Below are 25,286 nucleotides of genomic sequence, written 5' to 3'. Positions count from 1 at the left end.
CAGGGAAACAGCGGTTTCCTCCCTGGCACAGCGCTTGCAACAGAATAGCCAAGTCGACCGGACGCACCAGGTCGCGACAACAAAGGAGACATCGTCATGACCTTCCATGCGCCGCGCCGCTGTGCGTTGCTGCTGTCCGCCGCTCTCTTGACCCTTGCTGGCACTGCCGGCGCTCAGGCCAAGAACGAGATCCGCATTGCCCATGTCTACAGCAAGACCGGCCCGCTGGAGGCCTATGGCAAGCAGACCCAGGTCGGTCTGATGATGGGCCTGGACTACGCGACCGGCGGCACCATGATGGTCGCCGGCAAGAAGATCGTCGTCATCGAGAAGGACGACCAGGGCAAGCCCGATGTGGGCAAGAGCCTCCTGGCCGCCGCCTATGGCGACGACAAGGTTGACCTGGCCGTTGGCCCGAGCGGCTCGGGCGTGGCGCTGGCCATGCTGCCGGTGGCCGAGGAATTCAAGAAGATCCTGCTGGTGGAGCCGGCCGTGGCCGACGCCATCACCGGCGAGAAGTGGAACAAGTACATCTTCCGCACCGGCCGCAGCTCCAGCCAGGATGCGATCAGCAATGCCGTCGCTTCGGACCATGAAGGCGTGGTGATCGCCACCATCGCGCAGGATTACGCCTTTGGGCGCGACGGCGTGAAGGCCTTCAAGGACCAGCTGAAGAAGACCAAGATCGTCCACGAGGAATACCTGCCGCCGGCCACGACCGACTTCACCGCCGGCATCCTGCGCGCGGTTGATGCCCTGAAGGACAAGCCGGGCAAGAACAACAAGTTCATCGCCGTGGTGTGGGCCGGCGCCGCCAACCCGTTCAATGCGCTGGCCGCGATGGACCTGGACAAGCGCTTCGGCATCCGCGTCGGCAGCGGCGGCAACATCCTGCCGGCCATGACGGCCTATAAGCAGTTCCCGGGCATGGAAGGCGCGACCTACTACTACTTCGGCATTCCGAAGAACCCGGTCAACGAATGGCTGGTGGCCAACCACTACAAGCAGTTCAAGCAGCCGCCGGACTTCTTCACCGCAGGCGGCATGAGCGCGGCCATCGCCATCGTCGAGGCCTTGAAGAAGACCAATGGCGACACCGGCACCAACAAGCTGATCAAGACCATGGAAGGCATGAGCTTCGAGACGCCGAAGGGACGGATGACCTTCCGCGCCGAGGACCACCAGGCCATGCAGTCGATGTATCACTTCCGCATCAAGGTGGACCCGGCGTTCGCGTGGGGTGTGCCGGAGCTGGTGCGCGAGATCAAGCCGGAGGAAATGAACGTCCCCATCCGCAACAAACGCTGAGGCGCGCTCGGCTACTGCGCGAACACGGGCCGTCGTTGCGGGTCCTCCCATGGATCCTCACGTACAGGAAGTACGTTCCGGTCCATGGGTCCCTCCGCGCCTAGCCCCGCGTCCGCTCGCTACGCCTCGGGATCGTCGATCGCGAGTTTGAAAACGGGATGCTCCGTGCTTGAAACCAAGAACCTCACCATCCGCTTTGGCGGCCATGTGGCGGTGGATCGCGTGTCCTGCGCCTTCCAGCCCGGCACGCTGACGGCCATCGTCGGCCCCAACGGCGCCGGCAAGACCACCTACTTCAACCTGATCTCGGGCCAGCTGCGCGCGAGCGAGGGCCAGGTCTTGCTCGACGGGCAGGACCTGAGCAGCCGCTCGGCGCCGCAGCGCACCAAGGCGGGCCTGGGTCGCGCCTTTCAGCTGACGCAGCTGTTTCCGCACCTCACGGTGCTGGAGAACGTGCGCCTGGCCGTGCAGGCGCGGCGCGGCATGGGGCTGAAGATGTTCTCGGTCTGGCTCTCGCATCGCGCCTTGATCGACGAGGCCATGGCCATCGTCGAGCGGGTGCGGCTGGGGTCCAGGGCGCAAGCACTGGCGGCGAGCCTGCCGCATGGCGACCAGCGCAAGCTGGAGGTGGCGATGCTGATCGCGCTCGACCCCAAGGTCTACATGTTCGACGAACCCACGGCCGGCATGAGCGTGGACGAGGTGCCCGTGATCCTTGACCTGATCCGTGAGCTCAAGGCCGCCGGCCAGCACACCATCCTCCTGGTGGAGCACAAGATGGACGTGGTGCGCGAACTGGCGGACCGCATCATCGTGCTGCATCAGGGGCAACTGGTGGCCGATGGCGAGCCTGAGGCGGTGATCGCCTCACCGGTGGTGCAGAACGCCTATCTCGGCACCGTGGCGGAAGAGGTGGCGGCATGAGCGCTTCCCTCCTGAGCCTGAAGGGCGTGCACACGCACATCGGCGCCTATCACATTCTCCACGGCGTGGACCTCGAAGTGCCGCAAGGCCAATTGACCATGCTGCTGGGGCGCAATGGCGCCGGCAAGACCACGACGCTGCGCACCATCATGCGACTGTGGCAGGCGAGTCAGGGGCAGGTGCTGTTCAATGGTCAGTCGATGGCCAGGCTCGGCACGCCCGACATTGCACAGCTTGGCATCGCCTACGTGCCCGAGAACATGGGCATCTTTGCCGACCTGACGGTGCGCGAGAACCTCCTGCTGGCTGCACGCAAGGCCCGCTCGGTGGACGAACTGGACACGCAGCGGCTCGAGTGGCTGTTCGGCCTCTTCCCCGCCCTGAAGAAGTTCTGGCTCTACCCGGCCGGCAAGCTCAGCGGCGGCCAGAAGCAGATGCTGGCGATCTCGCGCGCCATGATCGAGCCGCGCCGCCTGCTGCTGATCGACGAGCCTTCGAAGGGCCTGGCACCGGCCATCGTGCGCAACCTGATCGAAGCCTTGAACGAATTGAAGAGAAGCGAGACGACGGTCTTGCTGGTCGAGCAGAACTTTGCGGTGGCCAAGGCCCTGGGCGATCGGGTCGCGGTGATGGACGACGGCCGCGTCGTCCATGCCGGCGCCATGGCCGAGTTGGCCGAAGACGAAGGCCTGCAGCAAAAGCTCCTGGGCCTGTCGCTGGGAGCGCATCAATGAACACAACACCAATGCCCGCCGCCAATAGCGAGCCGGTGCCCAAGGCAAGTTTCGACTGGAAGCCCTTGATCCTGCTCGCGCTGCTCACGCTGGGCGCCTTGCCGTTGGTGGGCAACCCCAGCACCTGGGCCACGCTGACCGTGGCCGGCCTGGCCATGGGCCTGATCATCTTCATCATCGCTTCGGGGCTGACCCTGGTCTTCGGCCTGATGGATGTGCTGAACTTCGGCCATGGCGTCTTCATCGCCATGGGCGCCTTCATGGCAACCACGGTGCTGGGCGCGATGGGTGGTTTCGTGGCCAGCCCTTCCTTGCTCTTGAACCTTGTTGCGGTGGCTGCCGCCTGTGCGGCCGGCATGGCCGTGGCGGCCGCGGTCGGCCTGGCCTTCGAGCGGGTGCTGGTGCGGCCGGTCTACGGCATGCACCTGAAGCAGATCCTGATCACCATGGGCGGCATGATCATCGGCGAAGAGATGATCAAGCTGGTCTGGGGCCCGCAGATGATTGCGCTGCCGCTGCCCGAGGGCCTGCGCGGCGCGCTGTGGTTTGGCGATGTCGGCATTGAGAAGTTCCGCCTCGTGGCGGTGGTGCTGGGCCTGGCCGTGCTGGCGGGGCTGCTGCTGATCTTGAACCGCACCAAGCTCGGCCTCCTGATACGCGCCGGCGTGCAGGACCGCGAGATGGTGGAGAGCCTGGGCTACCGCATCCGCCGGCTCTTCGTCGGCGTGTTCGTCGGCGGATCGGCGCTGGCCGGCCTGGGCGGCGTGATGTGGGGGCTGTACCAGCAGGGCGTGACGCCGCAGATCGGCGCTCAGGTCAACACCCTGATTTTCATCGTCATCATCATTGGCGGCCTCGGTTCGACGCTGGGCTGCTTCGTCGGTGCGCTCGCCGTGGGCCTGCTGGCCAACTACACCGGCTTCATCGCGCCCAAGGCCGCGCTGTTCTCGAACATCGCCCTGATGGTGGCGGTTCTGCTCTGGCGACCCCAGGGCCTGTATCCGGTGGGAGGAAAGTCCTGATGTTGAAGTCGCTTCTCTCCCATGACCTGCCGCGCAGCAGGCTGCTGGCGGCGCTCCTGATCGTCACGGTGCTGGGCCTCGCGCTGACGCCCTTCATCTTCCCCGGCACCAAGGCGCTCAACGTGGCGGCCAAGATCCTCATCTTCATCACGCTGGTGGCGAGCTACGACCTGCTGCTGGGCTACACCGGCATCGTGAGCTTTGCGCACACCATGTTCTTCGGCATCGGTGCCTATGGCGTTGCCATCGCCTGTGCTCGTGCCGAGGATCCGGGCTGGGGAACGGTCGCGCTGGGCCTTGGTTGCGCGCTGCTGGCATCGCTGCTGCTCTCGCTGCTGATCGGCCTGTTCAGCCTGCGCGTGAAGGCGATCTTCTTCGCCATGATCACCATGGCCGTGGCCGCTGCCTTCCTGACGCTCGCCTCGCAGCTGTCTGAATTCACGGGCGGCGAGGACGGCCTCTCGTTCAAGGTGCCCGAAGCGCTGCGGCCCTCGACCGAGTACCTGGAAGAGCCTTGGCTTGGCGCAATGATCGACGGCAAGTTCGCCGCCTACTACCTGCTGTTCTTCGCCACCATCGCGCTCCTGCTCCTGATGCTGCGCATCGTGAACTCGCCCTTCGGCCGCGTCCTGCAGGCGATCCGCGAGAACGACTTCCGTGCCGAGGCCATCGGCTACCGCACGGTGGTCTATCGCACGCTGTCCAACGTGATCGCAGCGCTGTTCGCCTGCCTGTCAGGTGCGCTGCTGGCGCTCTGGCTGCGCTACAACGGGCCGGACACTTCGCTGTCGCTGGAGATCATGCTGGACATCCTGCTGATCGTCGTGATTGGCGGCATGGGCACGCTCTATGGTGCCGTGCTGGGCAGTGCGCTCTTCGTGCTGGCGCAGAACTATCTGCAGGACCTGATGAAGCTGGGTGCCATTGCGGTGGAGGGCATTCCGGTGCTGTCTCAGCTGATCGCGCCGGACCGCTGGCTGCTCTGGATGGGCGTGCTCTTCGTGCTGGCGGTCTATCACTTCCCCTTTGGCGTCGTCGGCCGTCTGCGCCTGGGCGCGGCCGCCAGCGCGGTCAAGAAGGCCGAGTGATGAGCCAGCCGCCCCGCTCCCGCTACCTGGTCTGCCAGGGCCGCGAGTTGCATTTCATGGAATGGGGTTCCGAGCATCAGGAGGTGGTTGTCGCCTGGCATGGGCTGGCGCGCACCGGCCGCGACATGGACGACCTGGCCGAGCATCTGAGCAGCCGCTACCGGGTGATCTGCCCGGACACGCTCGGCCGCGGCCTCTCGCAATGGAGCCGGGCACCAGACGACGAGTACTGCCTGGACTTCTACGTCCGCCAGGCGAGCTCATTGCTTGATCAGCTCGGCATTGATCGCTGCTTGTGGGTGGGCACCTCGATGGGCGGTGCCATCGGCCTGCTGGCGGCGGCCACCAGCCTGCGCGGACGCATTAGCCGCCTGCTCCTGAACGACATCGGCCCTGAGCTCGCACCGGTGGCCGTCGAGCGCATCCGCAGCTATGCCGGCAACCCGGCGACCTTCGCCACGCTCAGCGAGCTGGAGCAGTACTTCCGCCTGATCTATGCGCCCTACGGCTGGCTCAGCGATGCGCAATGGCGGCGGCTCACCGAGACATCGATGCGCCGCCTGCCCGACGGCCGCGTGACGCCGCATTACGACCCAGCCATGGTCCGCCAGTTCATCACCCGTCCCGATGACTACAGCCGCTGGCCTGAATGGGACAGCCTGGAATTGCCTGTGTTGTGCCTGCGCGGCGAGAGCTCCGATCTGCTGAGCGTGGAAACGGCCGAAGCCATGCGCACGCGCGGGCCCCGCGCGGTGGTGGTCACCATTGCCGATTGCGGCCATGCCCCAGCGCTGAACACGCCGGCGCAGTACGGTCTGGTGGAGCGCTTCCTCGCGGGCGGTTGAGGGGCCATTGCACTCTCAGTCGCTCAGACCGAGGCGCAGCAAGATGTCCCGATAGGCGGCCTGCACCAGCGCCTGCACGGCAGCACGATTAACGGGCTCGCCAGGCTTGAGCTTCACGTGCCGCATCTCTTTCCCCGCGCCTTGCAGCAGGCCCTCCGGATCGGGCAGCGCAGCGCCATGGAAGAAGCCGATGTTCACATGGGCTGTGAACGCATTGATGTATGCGAAGGGCGCGTCCTGCACACAGAGGTTGGGGCAGCCGTCGTGCATCAGCTCCCCGACCCGAGTGCCGACCTGGCGCATCAGCTGAAACCAGTCGCTGGCGATGGCAGCCAGGTCCGCAGGGCGGCGCTCGAACCAGGCGTCGATGGCCGGGTCATGCTCCACCGAAGGCGCGAACCTGAGCAGAGGTTCCATGGTGCCCTCAATCGGACTTGCACTGTGCGTCGGGCAGGCCATCGTGGCTGCCCATCGCATGCTGCGGCACATCGTCCCACCACTCGCTGGGCGTCAGGTCCACGCGCCGTGTGGGGTTGCGCGGATAGTAGATGCGGTTGCTGGCCTTGGCCGGTTCGCCCCCGACCAGCAGCAAGGCCTCGCGCTCGGTGTTATTGATGAAGCAATGGCTGATGCCGGTGCCGGCCGGAAATGCGGCCAAGTCGCCGGCCCGCATGGCATGCAGCTCGCCGTCGATCCAGGCCTGCACCTCGCCTTCGATCACGTAGACGAACTCCTCTTCGTCGGACTCGGCATGCGGCCACGAGGAGCGCGTGCCCGGCGGCAGGCGCTGCAGGTTGATGCCGATGCGCTGCAGGCCTGCCGCGCTGCCGATGCCACGCACCGGGCCCAGGGCCTCGGTGCTTTGCGGATAAACATGGGCGCGCTCGGGGATGTCGGAGGCAGAGACGATGAAGTTGGGGCGTGTGGTCATGGAGGGAGTCCAGTGCTCGACCCCTTAGTGTCAGCGCATTCGATCTCGTCTGCCCGGCCAGGCCCCAGTCCCCAGTCCTCGCCGAACAGCTCCGCGGGATGCGGGCTGGCGATGCTGCCACTGCCGCATCGCATGGCGTCAACAGGGCAGTATGTGTCGCAGCCCCAGCAAATGCGCTCAGGGTGCTGCGGATGGAGGGGGAACTTCTTGACCATGGCATCGGTGGTGTACCTCGGCCAACTTGCACCGGCTTGGGTCGGTCGGCGTTGAGCTGGCACAAGCGGCCGCTCAGTCCCGTTGGAATTCCGGCAGGTCCCGCAGCTTGCTGATGGCGCCCCACATCCGCTCAGCCAAGGGCAGTTGAGTGGCCGCGTGGCTCCGCGAAATCACGGCGTAGAAGTCCTCGCGCCGCAGCGCGCGCGGCAGCACGACCAGGGGCTTGAGCTCCGGGTCCGCCAGTGCGAACTCGAACTCGTCCTGCAAGCCCAGCGCCAGGTCGAAGCGGCCCGCCGCCAGCATGCGCAATTGCAGCTTGGCGGTCAGCGCAGTCTCGTCAATATTCACCGGCAGGCTACGGACCGCGTTGACGGCGACGCTCTGGCTGGCGCGGATGCCGATCTTGACCATCTGGCCCGCCGCCTGGCCGGTGAGGCGATTGCCGTCCCAGTCCAAGGGGCTGTCGGCGCGTTTGACCCAGACCAGGTTCAGGCGGGCGACACGTCGATCCGGATCGGGCGCCGCGCCAGTCATGGGGAATTGGAACTCGGCGAGGTTCTGCGGGGTGGGCCCGGCCAGGCTCATGTCGGCGGTGCCTGCCGCCAGCATCGCACGGCAGCGCCTGAGGGGATAGCGCTGCAACATGACACTGACGCCCGCTGCGCGCCCCGCCGCGACCAGCAGCCGCTCCCCGCGCCCAAGGTGGCGGGGGTCGTTGCTGATGTAGGGAAGCACGGGCTGGTCGCCAACGCAGACGCGCCAGATTCGGAGGGCGTCCTCTGCGGCCTGGGACCGCAACGGGGTCGTCAACATCAGAAAGGCCGCCAGGACTGCCAAGCTGCGGAGTGCGTGCATGGCGCCGAGCATAGGATCGGGCCGGCTCCACCGCAAGCCGAGTCATGGACGGTCGTGGCCTGGGCACAATGTGTGGCCATGAACCTCCTGCGGACATGCTTCATCGTCGGATTGCTGCTGTGCGGCGCTGTCATGGCCGCGCCTGCCGACAAGCGCATCGCCATCAGCGTCGACGATCTGCCGCTGGCCAATCAGCGGCCCTTGAGCCTTGCCGACAAGCAGGCACAGACCGAGCGGATGCTGGCCGCGCTGCGCAAGCACCAGGTGCCTGCGATAGGCTTCGTCAACGAAGACCGCCTGCAGGTGCGTGGCGAGGTGGATGGGCATATCTCCCTGCTGCAGCGCTGGCTCGATGCCGGCATGGAGCTGGGCAACCATGGCTACGGCCACCTGAGCATGCAGAAGACGCCGTTGGATCAGTACCAGGATGCAGTGCTGCGTGGCGACGTGGTCTTGCGCAGCCTGCTCGTGCCGCGTGGCCAGGCACCGCGCTACTGGCGTCATCCGTATTTGCAGACCGGCAAGAGCGACGAGGAAACGGCGCAGTTCGAGGCCTTCCTCGCGCGGCGCGGCTACCGCGTGGCGCCGGTCACCGTCGAGCATGACGACTACGTGTTCGCCTGCGTCTATGAGCGCGCCGATGCGGCCGGCAAACGGCGCACGCTGGAGGCCTACCTGCCACACCTGGACCTGGCCCTCGATGCCTACGAGCGCATGAGCCAGGAGCTGTTCGCGCGGCAGATTCCGCAGATCCTGTTGATCCATGCCAACGAGATCAACGCTGACTCGCTGGATGCCACGCTGCAGCGGCTGCGCGAGCGCGGCTACCGCTTCATCACGCTGGACGAGGCGCTGGCCGACCCGGCCTATGCCTCGCCGACGGCCGCGAGCAAGCAATTCGGCTCCTCCTGGCTGGCGCGCTGGGCGCGGGCGCTGAACAAGAAGCTGTCGGTCTACGGCCAGCCCGATCCGAGCGGCTGGGTGGCAGAGCGCTATGCGGCCGAGTGCCGCTGACCCCCCGGTCCCTCAAGGCGCCAGCACGGCGCGCGGCTCAGCTGTTCATGCCGGGCAGCTTGAGCCAGCGTGAGAGGCGCGTGCGCAAGGCAGTGAAGTCCAGGGGTTTGGTCAGATGCTCATCCATGCCTGCGTTCATGCTGGCCAGCACATCGGCTTCCAGGGCGTGGGCGGTGAGGGCCAGGATGGGAAAATGGGCCAATTCGCCACGCTTCTGCAGTTCTCGCAGCCGGCGGGCGCATTCGAGGCCGTCCATGCCGGGCATCTGGATGTCCATCAGCACCAGGTCTGGTGCGCGCTGGGCGCATTGCTGCAGAGCCTCATGGCCGTCGCAGGCCAAGCGGCTCTGCACGCCCATCAGCGACAGGAATTCCAGCGCCACCACCTGGTTGATCGGGTTGTCTTCGACGAGCAGCACATCGGCCGGCACTGCCGTTCCGGCCTGCTGATCCGCCTCGCCTTCGTCCGGTGAGGCAGCACTGTGCGACGGCCCGGTGCTGGCAAACAGCGGGACCGTCGGAAGCGGCGAATGGCTTGCGAACTTCATCGTTGACCTTGTCTTGACGGCTGCCACTTCCTGTCGGGCACCTGCTGGTACCGCTCTCCCTGGACAGCCGCTCACGGGTTTCTTGGCGACGCTTTGATTCTGGCCATGCTGATGCTGCAAATCATGGGCAAGGCCCAAAAAAGAATAAAGGGGTTTACCCTAGGTTTTCTCGGAACGCAGGCTGCTGCCAACCTCTGTCAGTAGGCATGCCCCCAAGAGCTGTGCAGACGTACAGGGCTCCCTAGAATGCCTGACCCTCATCCCGCGCAGGTCTCTACAGCATGTCAGACGGTCGAATCCGCATCCGAGGTGCCCGGCAGCACAACCTCAAGAATCTCGACCTGGACATCGCCACCGGCGAACTGACCGTCGTGACCGGGCCCAGCGGCTCGGGCAAGTCCAGCCTGGTGTTCGACACCCTCTATGCCGAGGGCCAGCGCCGCTACGTCGAGACCTTCTCGGCCTATGCCCGCCAGTTCCTGGACCGCATGGACCGCCCGGCCGTCGACAAGGTCGACGGCGTGCCGCCGGCCATCGCCATCGACCAGACCAACCCGGTGCGCACCAGCCGCTCCACGGTCGGCACGATGACCGAGCTGAACGACCACTTGAAGCTCCTGTTTGCCCGCGCCGCGTCCTTGTACGACAAGGAAACGGCACTGCCCGTGCGGCACGACACGGCGCAGACGATCTATGCCGAGCTGCTGGAGCGCACCAAGGACACGGATCCGCGCCTGGTGCTGACCTTCCCGGTCGAGCTGCCGGCCAACACCACGGCCGAGCAGGTGGAGCAATGGCTGTCGGCCAGCGGCTTCACGCGGGTGCAGGCAGAGCGCATGGTCGGTGATCGCAAGATGCTCGATGTGGTGGCCGACCGCTTCCGCCTCCAGGGTGCCGACAAGCAGCGTGCGATGGAGGCGATTGAGCTCTCGATCAAGCGCGGCAGCGGTCGCCTCACCGTCTACGTGCTCGCCGAAGAAGGCGAACCCGTTGTCTGGAAGTATTCGACCGGCCTGCACTGCCCCGAAAGCGATCTGCGCTATCAAGACCCGCAGCCGCCGCTGTTCAGCTTCAACTCGGCCATGGGCGCTTGCGAGAGCTGCCGCGGCTTCGGCCGCGTGATCGGCGTGGACATGGGCCTGGTCATCCCAGACGAGAAAAAGACGCTGCGCAACGGCGTGATCAAGCCGATGCAGACGCCGGCCTGGGCCGACTGCCAGGCCGACCTGCTGAAGTACGCCGGCGAGGCCGGCATCCCGCGCGACACGGCCTGGAACCAGCTCTCGCAGACCCAGCGCGACTGGGTGGTCAACGGCAGCCCGAACTGGAACGGCAACTGGAACAAGCAGTGGTACGGGGTCAAGCGCTTCTTCGAGTACCTGGAGAGCAAGGCCTACAAGATGCACATCCGCGTGCTCTTGTCCAAGTACCGCAGCTACACCGAATGCCCGGCCTGCGCCGGCGCGCGGCTGAAAACCGAAGCGCTGCTGTGGCGCGTGGGATCGAAATCGCTGGCCGATGTGGCCCTGCCCGCAGGCCAGCGCGTGATGCCGACGGGCGTCGCCTGGTCGCGTGCGCAGCTCGAAGCGCTGGACGGCCTGTCGCTGCATGACCTGATGCAGTTGCCGCTGCATCGCCTGCGCCGTTTCATGGACGAGTTGGAGCTGCCGACCACGCTGCTGGACGAGGCTTTGAAGCTCTTGCTGGACGAAATCCGCAACCGCCTCAAATACCTCTGCGATGTGGGCATCGGCTACCTGACACTGGACCGCCAGAGTCGCACACTCAGCGGCGGCGAGGTGCAGCGCATCAACCTGACCACGGCCCTGGGCACCTCGCTGGTGAACACGCTGTTCGTGCTGGACGAGCCCAGCATCGGCCTGCATCCGCGCGACATGAACCGCATCGTCGAGGCGATGAAGCGGCTGCGCGATGCCGGCAATACGCTGGTGGTGGTCGAGCATGACCCGGCCGTGATGCTTGCTGCAGACCGTTTGATCGACATGGGCCCAGGCCCCGGCGAGAAGGGCGGCCAGATCGTCTTCGACGGCACGCCCGAGCAGATCCGCGGGGCGGACACGCTGACCGGCGCCTACCTCGGCGCGCGCAAGCATGTGGGCATGGGCCTCAAGCGCATCGTCGATGAGGGCACGCCCAAGCTGATACTGACCGGGGCGCGCGAGCACAACCTGCGCAACCTGTCGGTCGAGTTCCCGCTGCAGAAGATGGTGGTGGTCACCGGCGTCTCGGGCTCGGGCAAGAGCACGCTGATGCAGGATGTGCTCTACCCGGCACTCGCGCGGCACTTCGGCCAGGCGACGGAAACGCCGGGCCAGCATGATCAGCTCCTGGGCGCCGACTGGCTGGCCGATGCGGTGTTCGTCGACCAGTCGCCAATCGGCAAGACGGCGCGCTCCAACCCGGCGTCCTATGTCGGTGCCTTCGACGAAATCCGCAAGCGCTTTGCCGATGCGCCGCTGGCGCGCGAGCGCAGCTACACGGCCGGCTATTTTTCATTCAATGCCGGCGATGGCCGCTGCCCCACCTGTGGCGGTTCGGGCTTCGAGCATGTGGAGATGCAGTTCCTCTCGGACGTCTACCTGCGCTGTCCCGATTGCGATGGACGCCGCTTCCGCGCCGAGATGCTGGACGTGAAGCTCTTGCGCGGTGATCGGGAACTGTCGGTGTCCGACGTTCTCGAGTTGACGGTCAGCGAGGCCGTGCAACTGTTCAAGGACGACCGCGAGGTTGTTGCCAAGCTGCAGCCCATCGTCGATGTGGGCCTGGAATACGTGAAGCTCGGCCAGCCCGTGCCCACGCTCTCGGGCGGTGAGGCGCAGCGGCTGAAGCTCGCCGGCTTCCTGGCCGATGCTGCCAGCAAGCCACGCCAGGCGGTGGCCAAGAAGGGCACGCTCTTCATGTTCGACGAGCCGACCACCGGCCTGCATTTCGACGACATTGCCAAGCTGATGCGCGCGATGCGCAAGCTGCTGTCCATCGGGCACTCGCTGATCCTGATCGAGCACAACCTCGACGTGATCCGCGCGGCCGACTGGCTGATCGACCTCGGCCCCGAAGGTGGTGAGGATGGCGGCGAAGTGATTGCCGTCGGTACGCCGGAGGACCTGAAAGACCATCCGACCTCGCACACGGCCCTGGCCCTGCGTGAATACGCGCTGCACATGGACCAGCCCGCCACCAGGGTGGAGGAGGGCCGGCCCTTGCAATATGCGATCCGCGCCAAGCGGGCGGCTGGCGAGGAGGCGATTCGCATCGTCAATGCGCGCGAGCACAACCTGAAGTCGGTCGATGTTTCGATCCCGCGCGGCAAGTTCAATGTGATCACCGGCGTGTCGGGCTCGGGCAAGTCGACGCTGGCCTTCGACATCCTGTTCAACGAAGGCCAGCGCCGCTACCTGGAATCGCTGAATGCCTATGCGCGCTCCATCGTGCAGCCGGCGGGCCGGCCCGAGGTCGACGCGGTCTGGGGCATTCCACCGACGGTGGCCATCGAGCAGCGCCTCTCGCGCGGCGGCCGCAAGAGCACGGTGGCGACCACCACCGAGGTCTGGCATTTCCTGCGTCTCTTGTACGTGAAGCTGGGCGTCCAGCATTGCGTCAAGGACGGCACGGCCGTCAAGCCGCAGAGCGTCGAATCCATCGCCGCGCAGTTGCTGCGCGACTACCGCGGCCAGCATGTGGGCCTGCTCGCGCCGCTGGTCCTGAACCGCAAGGGCCTGTACACCGATCTGGCCAAATGGGCCAAGGCGCGTGGCCACACACATCTGCGCGTCGATGGCGAATTCATCCCGACCTCGCCCTGGCCGCGCCTGGACCGTTTCAAGGAGCACACGCTGGAGCTGCCGGTCGGCGACCTGGTGATCTCGCTGGACAAGGAATCCGAGCTGCGCGAGCTGCTGGCCAAGGCCCTGGACCTGGGCAAGGGTGTCTTGCATCTGCTGGCGCCGCTGGACCAGCTCAATGCGGCGATTGCCGATGGCCAGTCCACGGCCGGCATCGGCGAGCTCAAGGTCTTCTCGACCAAGCGCGCCTGCCCGACCTGCGGCGACAGCTATGCCGAGCTGGACCCTCGCATGTTCTCGTACAACAGCAAGCACGGCTGGTGCCCGCACTGCGTGGGGACAGGTCTTGCCTTGACGCGTGAACAGCGCAAGGCCTTGGATGAGACCTTGCAGGACAAGGACCGCCGCGAGCAGAAGTTTGCTGATCAGGAAGCGGAGGTCGAAGGCCTGGCCGATGAGCCTTGTCCGGAATGCCATGGCGCGCGCCTGAACGCCTCGGCCCGTTCGGTCACCTTCGAGGAGGAGTCCATCGGCACCGTGGCTTCATGGAGCGTTTCGCAAGCGCGCGAATGGGCGCAGGGCCTGAACCTGACGGGGCGCGATGCGGACATCGCCCGCGATGTGGTGGTCGAGATCCTCGGCCGCCTGGAGTTCCTGGAAGAAGTGGGCCTGGGCTACCTGACGCTGGACCGCGCCGCGCCCACCTTGTCCGGTGGCGAAGCGCAGCGCATTCGCCTGGCGGCACAGCTGGGCAGCAATCTGCAGGGCGTCTGCTATGTGCTGGACGAGCCGACCATCGGCCTGCATCCGCGCGACAACCAGATCCTCCTGAAGGCCTTGGCCACGCTCAGCGACAAGGGCAATACCCTGGTGGTCGTCGAGCATGACGAAGACACGATACGCCGGGCCGACCACATCATCGACATCGGCCCCAGCGCCGGCAAGCGCGGCGGCCAGGTGGTGGCGCAAGGCACGGCGGCCGAGCTGGCCTTGCATCCCGATTCGCTGACCGGCCGCTTCCTTGCCAAGCCCTTGCTGCATCCGCTGCAGCCGCGCCGCGAGGTTGACCCTGAGGCGTCCAAGCTGCGCGTGCTGGAGGCCAGCCTGCACAACCTGAAGTCGGTCACGGTCGATGTGCCCTTGCATCGCCTGGTGGCCGTCACCGGCGTGTCGGGTTCGGGCAAGTCCACGCTGGCGCGCGATGTGCTGCTGGCCAACATGGCGATGGCCGTGCCGCTGCGCAAGGACCCATCGAAGTGGGTGGGCTGTGCCGGCATCGAGGGCCACAAGCAGGTGGATCGCGTGCTCGAAGTCGACCAGACGCCCATCGGCAAGACGCCGCGTTCCTGCCCGGCCACCTACATCGGCTTCTGGGATGCGATCCGCAAGCTCTTCGCCGAGACGCTGGAAGCCAAGGCGCGCGGCTATGCGGCCGGCCGCTTCAGCTTCAACACCGGCGAGGGCCGCTGCCCCGGCTGCGAAGGCCAGGGCATGAAGACCATCGAGATGAGCTTTCTGCCGGACGTGAAGCTGCTCTGCGACCAATGCCATGGCCAGCGCTTCAACCCGGAGACCCTGGGCGTCAGCTGGCGGGGAAAAAGCATCGGCGACGTGCTGGCGATGGAAGTGGACGAGGCGGTCGAGTTCTTCGCCGCCATGCCCTCGATTGCGCACCCCTTGCAGTTGCTGAAGGACGTGGGGCTGGGTTATCTCACGCTCGGCCAGCCTTCACCGACTTTGTCGGGCGGCGAGGCGCAGCGGATCAAGCTGGTCAGCGAGCTGGTCAAGGTGCGCGACGACGTCACGCGCCGCGGCCAGAAATCGCCTCACACGCTCTACGTGCTGGACGAGCCCACGGTGGGCCTGCACATGGCCGACGTCGAGAAACTCATCCGTGTGCTGCACCGCCTGGTGGCCGGCGGCCATTCGGTGGTGGTGATCGAGCATGACCTCGACGTGATCGCCGAGGCCGACTGGGTGATCGACCTGGGCCCCGAAGGCGGCAACGCCGGCGGCCAGATCGTCGTGCAGGGCACGCCGGAGCAAGTTGTGAAGGCCGGCACGCATTCGGGCCAGGCGCTGAAGCCCGTGCTGGCCCGCGCCTAACCGAGCCTCAGGCCAGGTGGCTGGACGGCGAGCCGGGGATGGCCTCGAGCTCGCCGCTCTCGCGGGCCTTCTTGCCGTAGAAGAGCTCGAACAGCGGGCTGGCCATCATGGTCGTGATCACGGCCATCAGCACCAGCATCGAGAACAGGGCCGGCCCGATGATGCCCTTCTGCAGGCCGATATTGATGATGATCAGCTCCATCAGGCCGCGCGAGTTCATCAGCGCGCCGATGCCCAGCGCCGTGCGGTTGTCTTCGCCCGACAGGCGTGCCGCCAGGTAGCAGGCGCCGAACTTGGCCAGCACCGAGGCAGCCAGCACGCCCAGTGCGATCAGCAGCAGCTGGCCCGAGTTGATCATGTCCAGCCGCGTGTTCAGGCCGGAGTAGGTGAAGAACATCGGCAGCAGGAGGATCACGGCCAGCGGCTCCACCTTCTTCTTCAGCTCGGTCGCGAACAGGCCGCGCGGCATGGCCACACCGAGGATGAAGCCGCCGAAGATCGAATGGATGCCCACCGCGTCCATGACGAAGGCCGAGGTGCAGAACAGGATCAGGGTGATGGCCAGCACCGTGTGGCTCATCTCGCCTTCCCGCTCGACCATGCGGCCCAGCGGCGCCAGCAGCCTGCGGCCGAAGATCAGCACGAAGCCGGCCCACAACACACCGCCGCCGATGGCCAGCACCGCCACTCCCGGGCCTGCGCCGAAGGCAGCCAGCACGACGGCCAGCACGCACCAGGAAGCCATATCGTCGAAGGCGCCCGCCGTCAGCGACAGGGTACCCAGCGAAGTGTTGGCGAGGCCCCGCTCATTGATGATGCGGGCGAGCATGGGAAAGGCCGTCAGCGCAATGCAGGCGCCCATGAAGAGCGTGGCATTGGTCTGGGAGATGCCTGCGGCGAACAGCCCCGGCACGGTGAGCAGCAGGGGCGTGATCAGGAAGGCGATGACAAATGGAGCTGTGATGCCCGCGAGCGACACGCCCATGGCACTCCGCGCCTTGGTGGCGAAGTGGTCCAGCCGCAGCGTCGTGCCGACCAGGAACATGTAGAGGCCCACGCCCAGCTGGGCGCCCGAATACAGGACGTTCTTCATCTCCTTGGGGAAGATGGCGGCCTGGATGTCAGGGAAGAACAGGCCCAGCAGCGAGGGGCCGAGGATGACGCCGGCAATCATTTCGCCGACGACCTGGGGCTGGGCGAGAAAGCGGCGGCCGGCCCAGCCGACCACGCGACAGGCCAGCATGATGATGGCCAATTGCAGGAAAAAGCGGATGCTGAAGTCGCCGGGCGCAAAGGTCTGCGCTACGGCGGGAGCCGCCGGGCCATGCTTGGCGAAGACGTCGCTGACGATGGCCAGCAGGCCGCTGAGGGAATCGAGTGCCATGAAATATCCGGTGCTTTCGCGGCGGCCAGTCCGTGGCCCGCGTTCGGAGCGCACTGTGCCAGTGGGCTTCCGCTTGTCCATCCGGATCAGCAGATTTGTGCCTACGTACCTACATCGGTGCCGATATCATGCGGCTTTCTTCGACCCCGGGGTGTCCGGCATGAAGCTGCTGACCAGCCGCGAATTCAACCAGGACGTGAGCCATGCCAAGCGTGCCGCGCGCAGCGAGCCGGTGCTGATCACCGACCGGGGCCAGCCCACCCATGTGCTGATGAGCATTGCCGAGTACCGCCGCCTCAGCGGCGAGAGCGACAGCATCCTCGACATCCTGGCCATGCCCAATCTGGTGGAACTGGACGGCGGCGACAGCCCCGACGGCGCCTGGGATCACCGCGAGCCCATCGAATGAAACAGCCCCCACGCTCCCTTCGCTCGCTGCCCCCCGAGGGGCCGCTTCAGTGCCTACGGGCGGCCGGGCGGCACTGAGATGTACCTCCTGGACACCGCCCTGGTGCTGGAGCTGCGCAAGGCCAAGGCCGGCCAGGCCGACCCCGGACTGGCGGCCTGGGCGGGCAGCATTGCGCGCCAGAAGCTCTTCATTTCTGCCTTGAACCTGCTGGAGATCGAGAACGCCGCCGCCCGGCTCGGCCGCAAGGACAAGGCCGCCGGCCTGCTGGTGCGCGAATGGATAGACGAGCATCTGCTGCCAGCCTTCGAGGGTCGGGTCTTGCCGGTGGATGCAGCGGTCGTGCGGCGGCGCGCGCAGTTGCCCTATGCAAACACGCGTGACGGCTTGCTCGCTGCCACGGCGCTGGAGCATGGGCTCACGCTGGTGACGCGGCGGGTCTCGTCCTTCCGCGCCGGTCGCGTCAAGCTCCTGAACCCGTCCGGCTACAGTGCGCAGCCCAGCGAGGACGAAGAAGACTGGGGCCAGGGTGCACAGACTGGCCATCTCTGGCTCAAGAACCTCTACGTCAGAACCTGAAATGAATCGATGCAGCGAATGACGACGAACAAACGACGCATCCTGGTTGTCGGTGGCGGCACCGCCGGTTGGCTCACCGCTGCCTACTTGGCGAAATTCCTGGGCCTTTCAGAGCGCAGCCATCTCGAGATCACGGTGCTGGAGTCGCCCGATATCGGCATCATCGGCGTCGGCGAAGGCACCTTCCCGACGATACGCAGCACCCTGCAGTTCCTGGGCATTGACGAGCGCCGCTTCATCCGCGAAACCTCGGCCACCTTCAAGCAGGGCATCCGCTTCGTCGACTGGGCCCATGCGCCGCGCGGCGAAGAGCGGCATCAGTTCTTCCATCCCTTCGAGGCGCCCTTCTATACCGAGGGCACGAGCCTCGTGCCCTACTGGCTGCTGCAGGACGAAGCCACGCGCCAGCCCTTTGCGAAGGCGATGACGATCCAGGAGCGGGTGGCCGAGGCCTGCCGCGCGCCCAAGCGAGCGCATGAGGCGGCCTATGCAGCGCCGCTGAATTACGCCTATCACTTCGATGCGATGCGCCTTGCCACGGTCCTGGCTGAGCGGGCGCGGGAGCTGGGTGTGCAGTATGTCGAGGCCACGCTGAGCGGCGTCATTCGCGATGCCGCGGGCGCCATCGAGCACATCGACACCTTGCAACATGGCTCTTTCAAGGCCGACCTCTACGTCGACTGCACGGGCTTCCGCGCCGAGCTGATCGGCGAGGCGCCAGGTGCGACTTTCAAATCGGTGCGCCAGCAGCTCTTCACCGACCGGGCGCTGACCTGCAAGCTGCCGCTGGACCGGCCTGAGGCGCCGATGGAGAGCTGCACCATCGCCACTGCGCATGAGGCCGGCTGGACCTGGGAGATTGGCCTGAACGGCTCGCGCGGCATCGGCTGCGTCTATTCGAGCGATCACATCAGCGACGAGCGCGCGGCCGAGATCCTGCGCGCCTATGTCGGCCCCGGCCATGAAGACATGGTGACGCGGAGCATCCCATTCGCGCCCGGTTATCGCGAGCAGCAGTGGGTGAAGAACTGCGTCGCGGTGGGCTTGTCGGCCGGCTTCCTGGAACCGCTCGAATCGACCGGCCTGGTGCTGATCGAGGCCGCCATCGGCATGATCGCCGAGATGCTGCCGCACAGCGGCCCGATGGAAGCGCCGGCGCGCCGCTTCAACGAGCTGATGCGCACGCGTTTCGAGAACATCGTCAGCTTCCTGAAGCTGCACTACTGCCTTAGCCAGCGTGGCGAGCCCTTCTGGCGCGACAACGCGGAAGCGGCCACCATCCCTGAGCGCCTTGCCGAGCTGCTGGAGCAATGGAAATTGCGCCCGCCCGGCCGCTTCGACTTCGTGCTGGATACCGAGAGCTTCGCCTTCTTCAACTACCAGTACATCCTCTACGGCATGGGCTTCAGGACCGACCTGAGCGCGGGCCGTGAGGACTTCCATCAGGTGGCCGAGGCCGACAAGCTGTTCGCCAAGATCCGCCGCTTCGGCGACCGCGCGCTGAACGACCTGCCCAGCCACAAGGCGCTGATCGAGCAGATCAACTCATCGGTTTAGCTCGGCTGCTGGTCGGGCTCGACCTTAGGCCACTTCGTTGAGGTTGCGGCCCACCGAGCCTGATTCCGCCAGGCGCTGAGGCGGCGGCGGTGCCGGTGCCTTTTCAAGCTGCTTGGGCGGCTCGGGCGGGCGCTCCACCTTCTGGGCGCGCTGTGGCGCTGGCGCCGGTGCGGGAGGCGGGGCGCTGGAGACGGAGCTGGTGGAGGGCATCAGGAACTCCCGAAGGGTTGATGCACGCGAGCGTACACCTGCGAGCTGAAACGTGCGCTCAGTCGGCCGGCTTGCCGCCGTCCTGCGCCTCGATGAAGGCGCGGCGGAAGGCCATGGGGTCGGCAATGCCGGTCAGCGGCGCATGCGAAGTGCCGGTGCCGGAAATGACCAGGGTGCCGAAATTGAACAGCCGCCCCCAGACACCCTGGTCGACCTGGATGCTCTCGGCCTTGTTCAGGTTGATCTCGATGGTCTGGCGACTGATGAAGCCATGCTTGACGATGATGCGCCGCGTCGTGACCGCGAGTTCGGTGGACTTGTAGCGCACATAGGCGATCACCAGCGGAATCAGGCCGATGCCAAAGGCCGGCAGCAGGACGATGCCCAGCGCGATCAGATGCCACAGCGACCACAGGCTGATGCGGCCCATGTGGACGATCCGTTCATCCTTGATCAGGGCGCCTTCGACATAGCTGGACATCCGCGTCCTCCGCGATTGAAAGCGCGAAGTGTAGGCGCGGCGTCAGCGGGCGAGGGCGGGATAGTCGCTGATGGCCTGCGGCGGCAGCTTGATCATGCAGGCCTCGAACAGCGGGCTGCCCAGCCAGGCATCCAGCCAGGCCTGCACGGCGGGCAGCGGTTGGCTGGCAAGCCAGCCGGCCTCCACCGCGGCGAATTGGCGCACGAAGGGAAAGACGGCCAGGTCGGTAGCGCAGGGCGTGGCGCCGCCTAGCCAGGGCTGGGCCTGCAATCTCTCTTCCAGAGGAGTCAGCAGCTCGGCCACGGCCCGCGCGCGATGACGCTCGCGCGGGCCGTCTTCGTCGGGGTAGCGATCCGGGTACTTGTAACGGTCCAGCCGATGCTTGAACGGGCCGTCATTGCGCTGCAGCAGCTCAAGGTTGTCGGCAGACTGCGCGCGCCGCCACCAGCCATCGGCGTCGCCCGCTTCCAGCGCCCAGCGCATGATGTCCCAGCTCTCGTCCAGCACGCCGCCATCCGGCAGTTGCAGCACCGGCACCGTCGCCTTCGGGGACAAGGCCAGCATGGCCGCCGGCTTGTCGCGCAGGATGATCTCAAAGGCCTGGAAGTTCCTGCCCGCCTGCAGCAGGGCCATGCGAGCCCTCATGGCATAGGGGCAGCGGCGGTAGCTGTAGACCAGGGGCAGCGTCGAAGTCGTTGGCACGGCCACGATTCTCGCCGAGCGCTTCAGAAGCTCGCGGCGCGAGGCCGGCGAAGCCAGCTTGCACTGGCCTCGCGGACCGCAACTCAGGCCTTCTTCAGCAGGCCGGTGTCGATGGGCAGCTTGCGGATGCGCTTGCCGGTGGCCGCGAAGATGGCATTGGCCAGTGCCGGTGCCAACGGCGGCGTGCCCGGCTCGCCGATGCCGCCGGGGTCGGCCTTGCTGGGCACGATGTGCACATCGATCTTGGGCATCTCGCTCATGCGCACGACCGGATAGTCGTGGAAGTTGCCCTGCTCGACCTTGCCGCCCGCGAACGTGATCTTGCCGTAAAGCGCGGCCGAGAGTGCATAGCAGATGGCGCTCTCGATCTGGCGCGTGATGGTTTGCGGATTGGCGGTCAGGCCGCAGTCCACGGCGGCGACCACGCGATGCAGCTTGGGCGTGCCGTCATCCGCCATGGACACCTCGACCACTTCGGCCACATAGCTGCCAAAGGCTTCGGCCACCGCAATGCCGCGATGCACACCCGGCCCCGCAGGCTTGCCCCAGCCTGCCTTGGCGGCGGCCAGCTCCAGCACGCCGCGATGGCGCGTGTGCTTCGGGTCCAGCATCTTGAGCCGGAAGGCGAGCGGATCCTGCTTGGCCGCCGCGGCCATCTCGTCGATGAAGCTCTCGATGAAGAAGCAGTTCTGTGAATGCCCGACCGAGCGCCAGAACCAGACCTGCGGTCCCGGCTCGGCGCGGCCATAGGCGATGCGCTGGTTGGCGATCTGGTATGGATGATCGGCCAGGCCTTCCACCGCCATCGAATCGACGCCGTTCGGCGGAATCTGCATGAAGCCCGAGGCCGCCATGATGGAAGGCGAGCCCACATCGGCGCGCAGCATCGTCGGCGTGCCGGCACCGTCGAGCGCGGCCTCGAAGCGCACCAGCGACGCCGGACGGTAGAAGCCCGCGGCCATGTCGTCTTCACGCGCATAGACCAGCTTGACCGGCCGGCCGCTGAGCTTGGACAGCAGCACCGCGTCGATGGTGAAGTCGGGTGCGAAACGACGGCCGAAACCGCCGCCCAGGAGCATGGTGTTGATCTTGACCTTGGCCGGCGTGGCCGAAGCGACCTGGGCCAGGATGCCCTGCGCCGGGCCCTGGCTTTGTGTGCCGGCCCAGATCTCGACCTCGTCGCCCTTGACCCAAGCCAGGCAGTTGAGCGGCTCCATGCAGGCATGCGCCAGATAGGGCACTTCGTACTCGGCCTTGAGCGTGGCCGCGACGTCCTTGATCGAGCCCTTCTCGAGCGCCATCGCGCTGGCCTTGCTGGCACCTTCGGCCAGCATCGTGGAGACCTTGGCGCTGTCGAGCGAGGCCTTGTCGCCCATCTCCCAGACCACGGCCAGCGCATCGCGGCCCTTCTTGGCCGCCCAGTAGCCGTCGGCCAGCACGGCCACGCCGGAGTCGATGGCGATCACCTGCCTCACGCCCTTGATCGCCTTGGCTGCGGCCTCATTGAAGCTCTTGGGCTTGATGCCCGCGTGCGGCGCGCGCGCCATCACGGCAACCAGCATGCCGTCGACCCGGGCATCGATGCCGAACTTGGCCGTGCCATTGGTCTTGGCCGGTGTGTCGAGGCGGCGCGTGGGCTTGCCCAGGATCTTGAAGTCAGCGCTGGACTTGAGCAGCGGTTTTTCCGGCACGGGCTGCTCTGCAGCCAGCGCCACCAGGGCGCCATAAGTGATCTTCTGGCCGCCGGGCGCGATGACCTGGCTGCGCTCGCAGCGCAGCTTGTCGGCCGGCAGGCCCCACTTCTTGGCGGCCGCTGCCACCAGCATCTCGCGCGCCGCGGCGCCGGCCTGGCGCACCGGCGTCCAGTGCGCCCGCACCGTGGTGGAGCCGCCGGTGGCTTGCATGCCGAACATGGGGTTGTTGTAGGCCGCGTCCACCGGTGCCTGCTCGACGCTGACCAGCGACCAGTCGGCCTCCAGCTCTTCAGCGACCAGCATCGGAATCGCGGTGAGCACGCCCTGGCCCATCTCGGCCGAGCCGCAGATCACGGTGATCTTGTTGTCCGGTGTGATGCGCAGCCAGGCGTTGGGCGCAAAGGTATTGCTCTGCGTGGCAGCGGCGCGGCTGCTGAGTGGCAGCGAGAAGCCGACGGTCAGGGCCGAAGCGCTGGCGGCGACCTGCAGGAATTCGCGTCTGTCGATCTTGCCCATGATCAGGCTCCTTTGGACAGCGAAGCCGAGGCGTCCTTGATGGCCGCACGGATCTGGTTGTAGGTGCCGCAGCGGCAGAGGTTGCCGCTCATGGCGCCGTCGATGTCGGCGTCGCTGGGCTTCTTCTTGCTCGCCAGCAGCGCGCAGGCGCTCATGATCTGGCCGCTCTGGCAGTAGCCGCATTGCGGCACATCGAGCTTGACCCAGGCCAGTTGCACCGCCTTGCCCGTGGCCGAAGCGCCCACGCCCTCGATCGTGGTGACGCGCTTGCCGGCAGCGGCCGACAGCGGCGTGGAGCAGGACCGGGTGGCTTGGCCATCCACGTGCACGGTGCAGGCGCCGCACAGCGCCATGCCGCATCCAAACTTCGTGCCGGTCAGCTGCAGGTCCTCGCGCAAGGCCCACAGCAGTGGCATCTCGGGATCGGCGTCTATCGACACCGGCTTACCGTTGACCGTCAACTTGATCGCCATGGCGCGGCTCCTTCTGCTTTTGCGGTAGAGCGCGAAGCGTAGCTGGTTCTGCGGAAATTTTCCTGCCCGGCTTTGTCGCTGATGGAACCGACCCGACGGCACCGTCGGCTGAGCGCCGATGAGCCGGCCAGGTGCGAGCCTGAGGCTCGCTAGCCGCCTTCGTCGTCGTCGATGTGGCTGCTGCGCGAGATCGAGCGCAGGAGCAGGATGCCAGCCAGCACCGCGCCTGTGAATCCGAGCAGGCCGAACAGTGGCAGGCCCAGCAGCGTGGGCCCGCCGCTGACCGTCATCACGATGGACGAGCCGATGATCAGCGCGGCCAGCACCAGGGCCAGGGCCAGGCGGTTGGCGGCGCGATCGATCTGGTCGCCCACGCGCTTCAGGTGCTGCAGCTCCAGGCCCACATGGACCCGGCCGCGGCGTGCATTGCGCAGCAGCCGGCTCAGGTCGTGCGGCAACTGCTCCAGCGTGGCCAGCGTGCGGCGCAGGGCGCCCCAGCCGCGCGCAGCCAGGGCCTTGGGTTGGTAGCGGGCCCTGACGATCTTGCGCAGCAGCGGCATGGCCTCGGCCGCCATGTGGAAGCCGGGGTCGAGGCCCCGGCCCATGCCTTCCAGCGAGATGAAGGCCTTGATCAGCAGCGCCAGGTCGGCCGGCAGGGCCAGGCGGTGCTCGCGCAGGATGGCGGTCACGTCAGTCAGCATCTGGCCGAGCTGGAGCTGGGCCAGTGGCACGCCGTGGTACTGGTCGACGAAGCCCTCGATCTCGGCCTCCAGGCCGTCCAGGTGCAGGCCGCCCTCGTCGCCGGTCCAGTCCAGCAGCACTTCAGCCACCGCCTGCGGCCGGCGCTCGACCAGGCCCAGCAGCAGCTGCAGCAGGTCTTCACGGCGCTGGCTGGAGAGCCGGCCCACCATACCGAAGTCGATGAAGGCGATGCGGTTGCCTGGCAGGTAAAACACATTGCCCGGGTGCGGGTCGGCATGGAAGAAGCCGTCCTCGACGATCATTTTCAGCACCGCATGGGCGCCTCGCCGGGCCAGCAATTGGCGGTCGAAGCCAGCCTCGGCGGTCAGTCGCTCCAGCTGTCCGCCGGGAATGCCCTTGACAAAGTCCTGGACGTTCAGGCGCAAGCCGGTGTGCTGCCAATGCACCTTGGGCACGACGATGTCGGGCAGCGCGGCGAGATTGGTGGCAATGCGCTCGGCGTGGCGGCATTCGGCCGCCAGGTCCAGCTCACGGCGCAGCGAGCGCCCGAACTCGCGCACCAGGCGCTGCGGCCGGTAGGGCTTGAGGGCCGGCAGCTGGCGCTCGGCGATGCCGGCCAGGCGCTCCAGGAGGCGCAGGTCGGCTTCGATGCGTTCGACGATGCCGGGCCGGCGGATCTTGACCACGACCTCCGTGCCGTCCTGCAGCCGGGCCCGGTGGACCTGGGCGATCGACGCGGCGGCCAGGGGCTCGGCCTCGAAATGAGCAAACACCGAGCCCGGCTCGCCGCCAAGGTCCTCGCGCAGCTGCTCGGCCAGGTGCTCCAGCGGCACGGCGGGCACGTGGCTGTGCAGCTTCTCGAATTCGGTGATCCAGTCGGGCCCGAACAGGTCGGCGCGGCCGGCCAGGATCTGGCCCAGCTTGACGAAGGTGGGCCCCAGCTCTTCCATCGCCAGGCGCACCTGCACCGGCGGCGGCAGGCGCGCCAGGTCGGCCGCATGCTCCAGGTGCAGGACGTGCCCCGCGCGGGCCAGGGCCTCGGTGAGGCCGAGGCGGCGCACGCTGTCGCCAAAGCCGTGGCGCGCCAGGACGCCGAGGATTTCGCTCAGGCGCCCGAGGTCGCGCGCCGTGCCCAGGGTTTGGATCATGTGCTCATGGTAGGGCCTGGAAGGGCTCGGCCCGTTCGCGC

General features: G+C 66.7%; 23 protein-coding genes. 11 read left to right on the top strand and 12 right to left on the bottom strand.

All coding sequences use genetic code 11. The annotated features are described in order from the left end of the window. The first annotated feature begins 96 nt into the window (after positions 1-96). The 6 genes from V3596_RS13295 (at position 97) to V3596_RS13270 (ending at position 5,921) form a co-directional block, all read left to right on the top strand. Positions 97-1,308: a substrate-binding domain-containing protein gene (locus tag V3596_RS13295; protein ID WP_334278245.1), complete on the top strand. Its 1,212-nt coding sequence runs from the start codon at positions 97-99 to the stop codon at positions 1,306-1,308. A gap of 165 nt (positions 1,309-1,473) precedes the next feature. Beyond that, positions 1,474-2,232, top strand: coding sequence for an ABC transporter ATP-binding protein (locus V3596_RS13290; RefSeq protein WP_334278243.1), 759 nt, complete (start codon positions 1,474-1,476; stop codon positions 2,230-2,232). Then, positions 2,229-2,966, top strand: coding sequence for an ABC transporter ATP-binding protein (locus V3596_RS13285; RefSeq protein ID WP_334278242.1), 738 nt, complete (start codon positions 2,229-2,231; stop codon positions 2,964-2,966). Before V3596_RS13290 ends, V3596_RS13285 begins: the two co-directional genes overlap by 4 nt. Continuing rightward, complete coding sequence (locus tag V3596_RS13280) at positions 2,963-3,988, top strand: branched-chain amino acid ABC transporter permease (RefSeq protein WP_334278241.1); 1,026 nt, start codon at positions 2,963-2,965, stop codon at positions 3,986-3,988. Before V3596_RS13285 ends, V3596_RS13280 begins: the two co-directional genes overlap by 4 nt. After that, positions 3,988-5,076, top strand: coding sequence for a branched-chain amino acid ABC transporter permease (locus tag V3596_RS13275; protein WP_334278240.1), 1,089 nt, complete (start codon positions 3,988-3,990; stop codon positions 5,074-5,076). The genes V3596_RS13280 and V3596_RS13275 overlap by 1 nt, the downstream gene beginning before the upstream one ends. After that, positions 5,076-5,921, top strand: coding sequence for an alpha/beta fold hydrolase (locus tag V3596_RS13270; protein WP_334278239.1), 846 nt, complete (start codon positions 5,076-5,078; stop codon positions 5,919-5,921). The genes V3596_RS13275 and V3596_RS13270 overlap by 1 nt, the downstream gene beginning before the upstream one ends. A gap of 15 nt (positions 5,922-5,936) precedes the next feature. Here V3596_RS13270 and V3596_RS13265 read toward each other — a convergent pair whose 3' ends face one another. The 4 genes from V3596_RS13265 to V3596_RS13250 all read right to left on the bottom strand — a co-directional run bounded on the left by V3596_RS13265 (position 5,937) and on the right by V3596_RS13250 (position 7,803). Continuing rightward, positions 5,937-6,338 carry a DUF1801 domain-containing protein gene (locus tag V3596_RS13265; protein ID WP_334278238.1) on the bottom strand — a complete coding sequence of 134 codons (402 nt, stop codon included), beginning with the start codon at positions 6,336-6,338 and terminating at the stop codon, positions 5,937-5,939. A 7-nt stretch (positions 6,339-6,345) separates the two neighbouring features. Next, positions 6,346-6,852, bottom strand: coding sequence for a cupin domain-containing protein (locus tag V3596_RS13260; RefSeq protein ID WP_334278236.1), 507 nt, complete (start codon positions 6,850-6,852; stop codon positions 6,346-6,348). Beyond that, entirely contained in the window at positions 6,849-7,067 is a 219-nt protein-coding gene (locus V3596_RS13255; RefSeq protein ID WP_334278235.1) for a DUF3079 domain-containing protein, read from the bottom strand. The genes V3596_RS13260 and V3596_RS13255 overlap by 4 nt, the downstream gene beginning before the upstream one ends. Before the next feature lie 73 nt (positions 7,068-7,140). Next, positions 7,141-7,803: a hypothetical protein gene (locus V3596_RS13250; RefSeq protein WP_334278234.1), complete on the bottom strand. Its 663-nt coding sequence runs from the start codon at positions 7,801-7,803 to the stop codon at positions 7,141-7,143. 198 nt (positions 7,804-8,001) lie between these two features. On the opposite strand from V3596_RS13250, the gene V3596_RS13245 reads away from it, so the two are divergent. Next, positions 8,002-8,937 carry a polysaccharide deacetylase family protein gene (locus V3596_RS13245; RefSeq protein WP_334278233.1) on the top strand — a complete coding sequence of 312 codons (936 nt, stop codon included), beginning with the start codon at positions 8,002-8,004 and terminating at the stop codon, positions 8,935-8,937. 37 nt (positions 8,938-8,974) lie between these two features. Here V3596_RS13245 and V3596_RS13240 read toward each other — a convergent pair whose 3' ends face one another. Then, entirely contained in the window at positions 8,975-9,484 is a 510-nt protein-coding gene (locus V3596_RS13240; RefSeq protein WP_334278232.1) for a response regulator, read from the bottom strand. A 281-nt stretch (positions 9,485-9,765) separates the two neighbouring features. On the opposite strand from V3596_RS13240, the gene uvrA reads away from it, so the two are divergent. Next, on the top strand, positions 9,766-15,393 hold the full coding sequence (uvrA, locus tag V3596_RS13235) for an excinuclease ABC subunit UvrA (RefSeq protein ID WP_334278231.1): 5,628 nt from the start codon (positions 9,766-9,768) through the stop codon (positions 15,391-15,393). A 7-nt stretch (positions 15,394-15,400) separates the two neighbouring features. On the opposite strand, the gene V3596_RS13230 is transcribed toward uvrA, so the two are convergent. After that, a complete protein-coding gene (locus tag V3596_RS13230; RefSeq protein ID WP_334278230.1) occupies positions 15,401-16,777 on the bottom strand; it encodes a cation:proton antiporter in 1,377 nt (458 codons plus the stop codon). Between the two features lie 160 nt (positions 16,778-16,937). On the opposite strand from V3596_RS13230, the gene V3596_RS13225 reads away from it, so the two are divergent. The 3 genes from V3596_RS13225 (at position 16,938) to V3596_RS13215 (ending at position 19,319) form a co-directional block, all read left to right on the top strand. After that, positions 16,938-17,186, top strand: coding sequence for a type II toxin-antitoxin system Phd/YefM family antitoxin (locus tag V3596_RS13225; protein ID WP_334278229.1), 249 nt, complete (start codon positions 16,938-16,940; stop codon positions 17,184-17,186). Between the two features lie 78 nt (positions 17,187-17,264). Next, positions 17,265-17,762, top strand: coding sequence for a PIN domain-containing protein (locus tag V3596_RS13220; protein ID WP_334278228.1), 498 nt, complete (start codon positions 17,265-17,267; stop codon positions 17,760-17,762). 18 nt (positions 17,763-17,780) lie between these two features. Continuing rightward, positions 17,781-19,319, top strand: coding sequence for a tryptophan halogenase family protein (locus tag V3596_RS13215; protein ID WP_334278227.1), 1,539 nt, complete (start codon positions 17,781-17,783; stop codon positions 19,317-19,319). A 24-nt stretch (positions 19,320-19,343) separates the two neighbouring features. Here the strand turns inward: V3596_RS13215 and V3596_RS13210 are convergent, their stop codons facing one another. The 6 genes from V3596_RS13210 to V3596_RS13185 form a co-directional block, all read right to left on the bottom strand. After that, positions 19,344-19,529: a hypothetical protein gene (locus V3596_RS13210; protein ID WP_334278226.1), complete on the bottom strand. Its 186-nt coding sequence runs from the start codon at positions 19,527-19,529 to the stop codon at positions 19,344-19,346. 58 nt (positions 19,530-19,587) lie between these two features. Next, positions 19,588-20,010, bottom strand: coding sequence for a PH domain-containing protein (locus V3596_RS13205; protein WP_334278225.1), 423 nt, complete (start codon positions 20,008-20,010; stop codon positions 19,588-19,590). A 42-nt stretch (positions 20,011-20,052) separates the two neighbouring features. Then, positions 20,053-20,712, bottom strand: a complete 660-nt coding sequence (locus V3596_RS13200) for a glutathione S-transferase (RefSeq protein ID WP_334278224.1) — start codon at positions 20,710-20,712, stop codon at positions 20,053-20,055. An 83-nt stretch (positions 20,713-20,795) separates the two neighbouring features. Then, positions 20,796-22,922, bottom strand: coding sequence for a xanthine dehydrogenase family protein molybdopterin-binding subunit (locus V3596_RS13195; RefSeq protein WP_334278222.1), 2,127 nt, complete (start codon positions 22,920-22,922; stop codon positions 20,796-20,798). 2 nt (positions 22,923-22,924) lie between these two features. Further along, entirely contained in the window at positions 22,925-23,395 is a 471-nt protein-coding gene (locus V3596_RS13190; protein WP_334278220.1) for a (2Fe-2S)-binding protein, read from the bottom strand. Positions 23,396-23,544: 149 nt separating this feature from the next. Then, the gene (locus tag V3596_RS13185; protein ID WP_334278219.1) at positions 23,545-25,245 is read right to left on the bottom strand and encodes an ABC1 kinase family protein; all 1,701 of its coding nucleotides are present in this window, start codon (positions 25,243-25,245) and stop codon (positions 23,545-23,547) included. Positions 25,246-25,286: the final 41 nt, after the last annotated feature.

The organism is Roseateles microcysteis (genome assembly GCF_036880965.1).
In the GTDB taxonomy this organism is placed as follows: Bacteria; Pseudomonadota; Gammaproteobacteria; order Burkholderiales; family Burkholderiaceae_C; genus JAUASW01.
The sequence above is the reverse complement of the archived record's forward strand: the minus strand, read 5'-3'. Positions and strand labels throughout refer to the sequence as shown.